General features: G+C 36.9%; 6 protein-coding genes and 1 pseudogene. 4 read left to right on the top strand and 3 right to left on the bottom strand.

The annotated features are described in order from the left end of the window. Window positions 1–177: 177 nt before the first annotated feature. Window positions 178–702: a hypothetical protein gene (locus AC1DND_RS17775; protein WP_477583627.1), complete on the bottom strand. Its 525-nt coding sequence runs from the start codon at window positions 700–702 to the stop codon at window positions 178–180. A 185-nt stretch (window positions 703–887) separates the two neighbouring features. Then, complete coding sequence (locus tag AC1DND_RS17770; protein ID WP_131031948.1) at window positions 888–1,667, bottom strand: SAM hydrolase/SAM-dependent halogenase family protein; 780 nt, start codon at window positions 1,665–1,667, stop codon at window positions 888–890. Between the two features lie 103 nt (window positions 1,668–1,770). On the opposite strand from AC1DND_RS17770, the gene AC1DND_RS17765 reads away from it, so the two are divergent. From AC1DND_RS17765 to AC1DND_RS17750, 4 genes are all read left to right on the top strand, one after another. Beyond that, entirely contained in the window at window positions 1,771–2,730 is a 960-nt protein-coding gene (locus AC1DND_RS17765; protein WP_029275135.1) for a PhoH family protein, read from the top strand. 143 nt (window positions 2,731–2,873) lie between these two features. Then, window positions 2,874–3,818 carry a phosphoribosylaminoimidazolesuccinocarboxamide synthase gene (locus tag AC1DND_RS17760; RefSeq protein ID WP_477583624.1) on the top strand — a complete coding sequence of 315 codons (945 nt, stop codon included), beginning with the start codon at window positions 2,874–2,876 and terminating at the stop codon, window positions 3,816–3,818. 43 nt (window positions 3,819–3,861) lie between these two features. After that, a complete protein-coding gene (locus AC1DND_RS17755; RefSeq protein ID WP_029275133.1) occupies window positions 3,862–4,239 on the top strand; it encodes an STAS domain-containing protein in 378 nt (125 codons plus the stop codon). A gap of 69 nt (window positions 4,240–4,308) precedes the next feature. Beyond that, window positions 4,309–5,214 carry a ribonuclease Z gene (locus tag AC1DND_RS17750; RefSeq protein ID WP_477583628.1) on the top strand — a complete coding sequence of 302 codons (906 nt, stop codon included), beginning with the start codon at window positions 4,309–4,311 and terminating at the stop codon, window positions 5,212–5,214. A 182-nt stretch (window positions 5,215–5,396) separates the two neighbouring features. Here AC1DND_RS17750 and AC1DND_RS17745 read toward each other — a convergent pair. Beyond that, a pseudogene (locus tag AC1DND_RS17745) lies at window positions 5,397–5,537 on the bottom strand (MlaD family protein); the annotation flags it as partial.

Raw genomic sequence — 5,537 nt, 5'->3', positions numbered from 1 at the left:
CCCAATAGCGGTAGCCCAAAATCGCCTTCTGAAAAGTAGTCAGCTTATTTGGATCTTTTTTATACAAACTTGGTAAAAGCGCCTTATTTATCTTCACCAAGATTTTAAACAGTTCTTTTTTCATAATTTGTCAATTGCTTTTACTGGTTGCAAAGTGGCTAAAATCCGATTGAAATTTTAAGAGCTGATTTTAGCAGTTTTATACCCCTGAAGTTTTTTGCTGAAGAAATAAAATCCACCTGCCATTACTAAAATCAAAAAGGCGATGATGTAGGTTGATAAACCTCCTTTATTCTTTTTCTCTAAATCTTCTTTGAGCTGCGCATTCTGATCCTGTAGTTTTTTAATGGTTTGCATATAACGTTCCAAGCGCTCCTGAGAATTATCCGCCACAGCGACTTTCTGCTGGTTCTGCAAATCTTTATAATCCATTAATACTTTCAGCTCTTTGAAAATATTGTTGTCGGTTAAAACTACCTGGCGAAGAATTTCATTGGAATTTTTAATATCACGTTTGGTTTGCCATCCGAATATTCCAGTTCGTTGATTTAAACTTTCATCATACTGACCAAACTTGGTACTTCTTTCTACAAGTAACGAATTTACTTTAGCACGCTGAGCAGTATAGGTAGTGGTATCTTGCTGTGCAAAGGCATGCAGGTTCAGCATTAAAAAAGAGAACAGATAAAAATATTTCTTCATGCGATATAAACGTGAAAAGGGTGAAAGTTGTTTTGGCTGGTTTATTGGTTCATTGGCCATTAGTTTATTGGTTAGCAAAGTGGTTATTCTGTTTCATCATTGCGAGCGCAAAAAAATAGTTTGCAATTAGTTTGTTTAGGCACCATGCCAAATGAACCATTGAGCCAATGAACTACTGAACTTTCTTAAGGATGAAACTCCACCCGTACAATATCACCTAAATGCAAACCTAATAAACCACTTGCTTTACCTTTATTAATCGCAATTTCCAAGTGGTTACTAATCCCGAACAGACAAAGCTTTTCACCTTCCTGTACTTCATTGTAATGCCAGCTCAATTGCGTAATGGTTTCGCTTTTTCTAAAGTATAAAGTAAAGTCCCTGTTCTTCTGTATTTTGGTAAAAAGATCTTTAGTAATGTTGGTGATTACATTGCAAAAAGTATCAATATATACCACACTACCACGGATCACATCTCGTTCTATCACAGGATGTAAAAGCATCTTCTGTTCAATTTCAGCTACAGGTAAACCGATGTCTTTCAGTTTGCCACCTTTGGCTAAATGCGTTGCTGCTTTAACAAAAATATCAACCAGGGGAAAGTGTAGATATTTCAAATCCTGCATAATGTTCAGCTCTACCACATCTTCCGGAACATCGTCAAAAAGAAGGGAGAAAATACCATTATCAGCCCCTACAAAAAAGTGATCACGGTGCTTTACAGCAATATATTTGGTGTTTTCACTGTATACAGAATCGATACCGATTAAGTGCACCGTATTCTTCGGAAAGTAAGGATAAGCGTTTTTCAGCACAAAGGCTGCGTACGAAATATTGAATGATGGAACCTCATGGGTAATATCAACTAAATTAACATTAGGCATAAGACTCAACAGACTACCTTTAAGGGCACTCTGGTAAAAATCTTTTGAACCTAAATCTGTTGTTAAAGTAATTATCCCCATTAAAAATTCATTATTATTGCTTATTCTTGTGTACGGACCTAAGCGTCTGCAAATATTCAAATTTTAATTAATATACCCCGATAACTTTTTAAAATACTACAGTTTGAACGAATTAAAATTAACTCTGGATACCGTAAATCCTGCTCACTTTTGGGGGCCGAATAACGAGAATTACGAAATGATTAAAGGTGCTTTCGCGAAGTTGAAACTGGTAGCGAGAGGTAGTGATGTTAAGGTTCTCGGTGATGAACAGGAACTTAAGGCTTTCGAGGATAAGTTTAACCAGCTTATTGCACACCTCGAGAAATATAGCTCACTCACCAATAACGACGTAGAATCTATACTAGGGGCAAAAGCAGCCGGTGTAGTAAAAAAAGATGTAGAACAACCTACCGGAGGCGGTGGAGAGGTAATTGTTTTTGGTACCAACGGCCTTTTAGTTAAGGCAAGAACCGCTAATCAGCGCAAAATGGTAAGCAGTATTGCTAAAAATGATATCCTATTTGCCATTGGCCCCGCTGGAACCGGAAAAACATATACCGCCGTTGCTTTGGCTGTTAGGGCATTAAAGAATAAAGAAATTAAACGGATTATTTTAACCCGTCCGGCGGTCGAAGCAGGGGAGAACCTTGGTTTCTTACCTGGCGATTTAAAAGAAAAAATCGATCCCTATTTACGTCCACTTTACGATGCATTGGATGATATGATTCCTGCAGAGAAATTGAAATTCTACATCGAAAACCGTACGATAGAAATTGCGCCACTGGCATTTATGCGCGGACGTACTCTAGATAACTGTTTCGTGATTTTAGATGAGGCGCAAAATGCCACCGATATGCAGTTGAAAATGTTTTTAACCCGTATGGGGCCAACAGCTAAATTTATTGTCACTGGCGATGTTACACAGATCGATTTGCCTAAAAAACAGATGTCGGGTTTATTTAACGGCTTAAGGATTTTAGAAGATATTAAAGGTATCGATATTATTTACTTAAGTGGTGAAGATGTGGTAAGACATAAACTAGTGAAAGATATCTTGAAAGCTTACGGCGATATTCAGTAAGTCGGAGGTCAGAAATCAGAAAAGTCCGAGGTCCGAAGTTTAAGTCTTGCAATAGGACTACTTCGGACTTTTGCTTTTTACAACTTTTATCGTCCGACTCCGGTCTTCGGACTTTCGGACTTTTTTCCTATTTTTATCCCCTCATGAAAGCACTAAAAGAAACTCATTTCAATTTCCCAAATCAAAGTAATTTTTACAAAGGTAAAGTTCGCGATGTATACACTATTGCCGACCAGTTTATGGTGATGGTGGTATCAGACCGTATTTCTGCTTTTGATGTAGTATTACCTGAAGCTATTCCATTTAAAGGACAGGTATTAAATCAAATTGCGGCTAAATTTTTAGCAGCTACCCAGGATATCGTTCCTAACTGGGTTTTAGATGTGCCAGATCCAATGGTTACGATTGGCCGTATCTGTGAGCCTTTTAAGGTTGAAATGGTAATTAGAGGTTACTTGGCCGGTCATGCATGGCGCGAATATAGCGCAGGAAAACGTTCGGTGTGTGGCGTTTCTCTGCCTGATGGATTAAAAGAAAACGATAAACTACCTCAGCCCATTATTACCCCAACCACAAAAGCTTCAGTAGGGCATGATGAAGACATTTCAAAAGAAGATATTTTAGCAAAAGGCATTGTTTCTATAACAGACTACGAAAAATTAGAAGAATATACTTACGCACTATATCAACGCGGAACTGAGATTGCTGCAAAAAGCGGATTGATTTTAGTGGATACGAAATACGAGTTCGGTACTGCTGATGGCGTAATTTATTTGATTGACGAAATACATACACCAGATTCTTCACGCTATTTTTATGCAGAAGGATATCAGGACCGCCAGAATAATAATGAGGCACAAAAGCAGCTTTCAAAAGAATTTGTGAGAAAATGGTTAATCGAAAATGGTTTTCAGGGGAAAGATGGTCAGGTTGTGCCAGAAATGACACCTGAAATTGTAAATTCAATTTCAGAACGTTACATCGAACTTTACGAACAAATTGTAGGAGAGACCTTTATAAAAGCTGATGCTGATGCAATTTCTAGCCGCATTGAAACCAATGTTTTAAAGGCTTTAGAAACACTTTAAATTCGAAAGAAATTTATACATTAGTAAAATAAAGATTAGAGAGATGAAATTTTCAGTAGATAAACACGATAAATATGTAACCTTAAAGTTAGAAGAGCCTAAGTTTACAAACGATAATGCTCCGGGGTTGAAATCAGAGTTCTATTTGCTCAACGCAGAGGGATTTCAAAATATAATTGTTGATTTAAGTCATGTTACCGAGTGTAGCGATGCGCAGGACTTAAGCTGCTTATTGGTTGGCGATAGGCTTTGCAAATCGGCAGGTGGGTTATTTATTGTAACCGGAATTAATGATGAATTGGCATCGATTATCGAATTATCAAACATATTCCAATCTGTAACGTTTGTTAATACAATAGACGAAGCAACTGATTTTATCTTCATGGATGAGTTGGAGAAAGAGTTTAGAGGCGCTAAATAACAAATATTTAAATAACATTCCGGCCTCGTAGTTTCTAAAAATCTACGAGGCTTTTTATATCTTATCATGATGAAATTTGAAGTTACAATTTTAGGAAGCAGTTCTGCAACTCCTGTATTTAACAGGAACCCATCGGCACAGCTTTTAAATTGTAATGAAAAATATTACCTCATCGATTGTGGTGAAGGCACACAACAACAATTGACCAAGTACAACCTTAAAGCCGCCCGCATCGATTATATCTTTATCAGCCACTTACATGGCGATCATTATTTCGGTTTAATAGGCTTGCTTTCCAGTTTGCATTTAAACGGCAGGATAAAACCCATGCAGATATTTGGCCCCAAGCCTTTATTGGAAATTTTAGAGATTCAGTTCAAATATTCTGATACTGTATTAAGATATCCAATTGAGTTTTTCCCGATTGAAGCCGATGAGTCCAGACAGATATTCGAGAATAGTGATTTAACAGTTAAAACTATTGTTTTAAATCACCGTATCCCTACAACGGGCTTTATTTTTCAGCAGAAGAAACGACAACGGAAACTCATTAAAGATAAGACTGATGAAGTGCCTATGGCGTATTATACAGCCTTAAAAAAGGGAATTGATGTAGAACTGCCAAATGGCGATATTTTACGCAGTGAAGATTATACAACCGAAGCAGATGCACCAAGATGTTACGCCTATTGCTCTGATACCTTATTTGATGAAAATTACTTTGCTACCATAAAAGATTGCGATACCTTATACCACGAAGCTACCTTTATGCACGATTTATTGGATAGGGCTAAAGAAACACATCACACAACCGCTTTACAGGCAGGAGAGGTAGCGAAAATCAATGGTGCAAAGAAATTACTCATCGGCCATTTTTCTTCGCGATATAAAACCTTACAAATGCTTTTAGAAGAAGCACAATCTGTTTTCGAAAATACGGAGTTGGCTATAGAGGGGAGAACTTTTCATCTTTAACCTGAGTCAGATCCTTCAATATCATTTTATGTTAATAAGGATTAAACAATGATGTAATATTGAGACGTCACCCTGAATTTATTTCAGGGTCTAGATGCTGAAATAAATTCAGCATGACGAACACTAAAACAAAAAAGCCTTACAGTTTTAAACTGTAAGGCTTTCGATTTTATAAAAATTAATTACTTGTCTTTTTTGTTGCCACCTCCAAATACCGAGAAGTGTACATAACGTTTAGGATTAGCTTTCAAATCGATCATTAATTCATCAAGATTTTTTGAAGCATTATTTAAATTCTGATACATTTTATCATCGTTTAACAA

The organism is Pedobacter sp. 01N416, assembly GCF_056399685.1.
This window is presented reverse-complemented; position numbering and strand designations above follow the sequence as displayed.

Coding starts and splice junctions, on each gene's coding strand:
- AC1DND_RS17775 (WP_477583627.1), bottom strand. CDS start 702: ATGAAGAAATATTTTTATCTGTTCTCTTTTTTAATGCTGAACCTGCAT.
- AC1DND_RS17770 (WP_131031948.1), bottom strand. CDS start 1,667: ATGGGGATAATTACTTTAACAACAGATTTAGGTTCAAAAGATTTTTAC.
- AC1DND_RS17760 (WP_477583624.1), top strand. CDS start 2,874: ATGAAAGCACTAAAAGAAACTCATTTCAATTTCCCAAATCAAAGTAAT.
- AC1DND_RS17755 (WP_029275133.1), top strand. CDS start 3,862: ATGAAATTTTCAGTAGATAAACACGATAAATATGTAACCTTAAAGTTA.
- AC1DND_RS17750 (WP_477583628.1), top strand. CDS start 4,309: ATGAAATTTGAAGTTACAATTTTAGGAAGCAGTTCTGCAACTCCTGTA.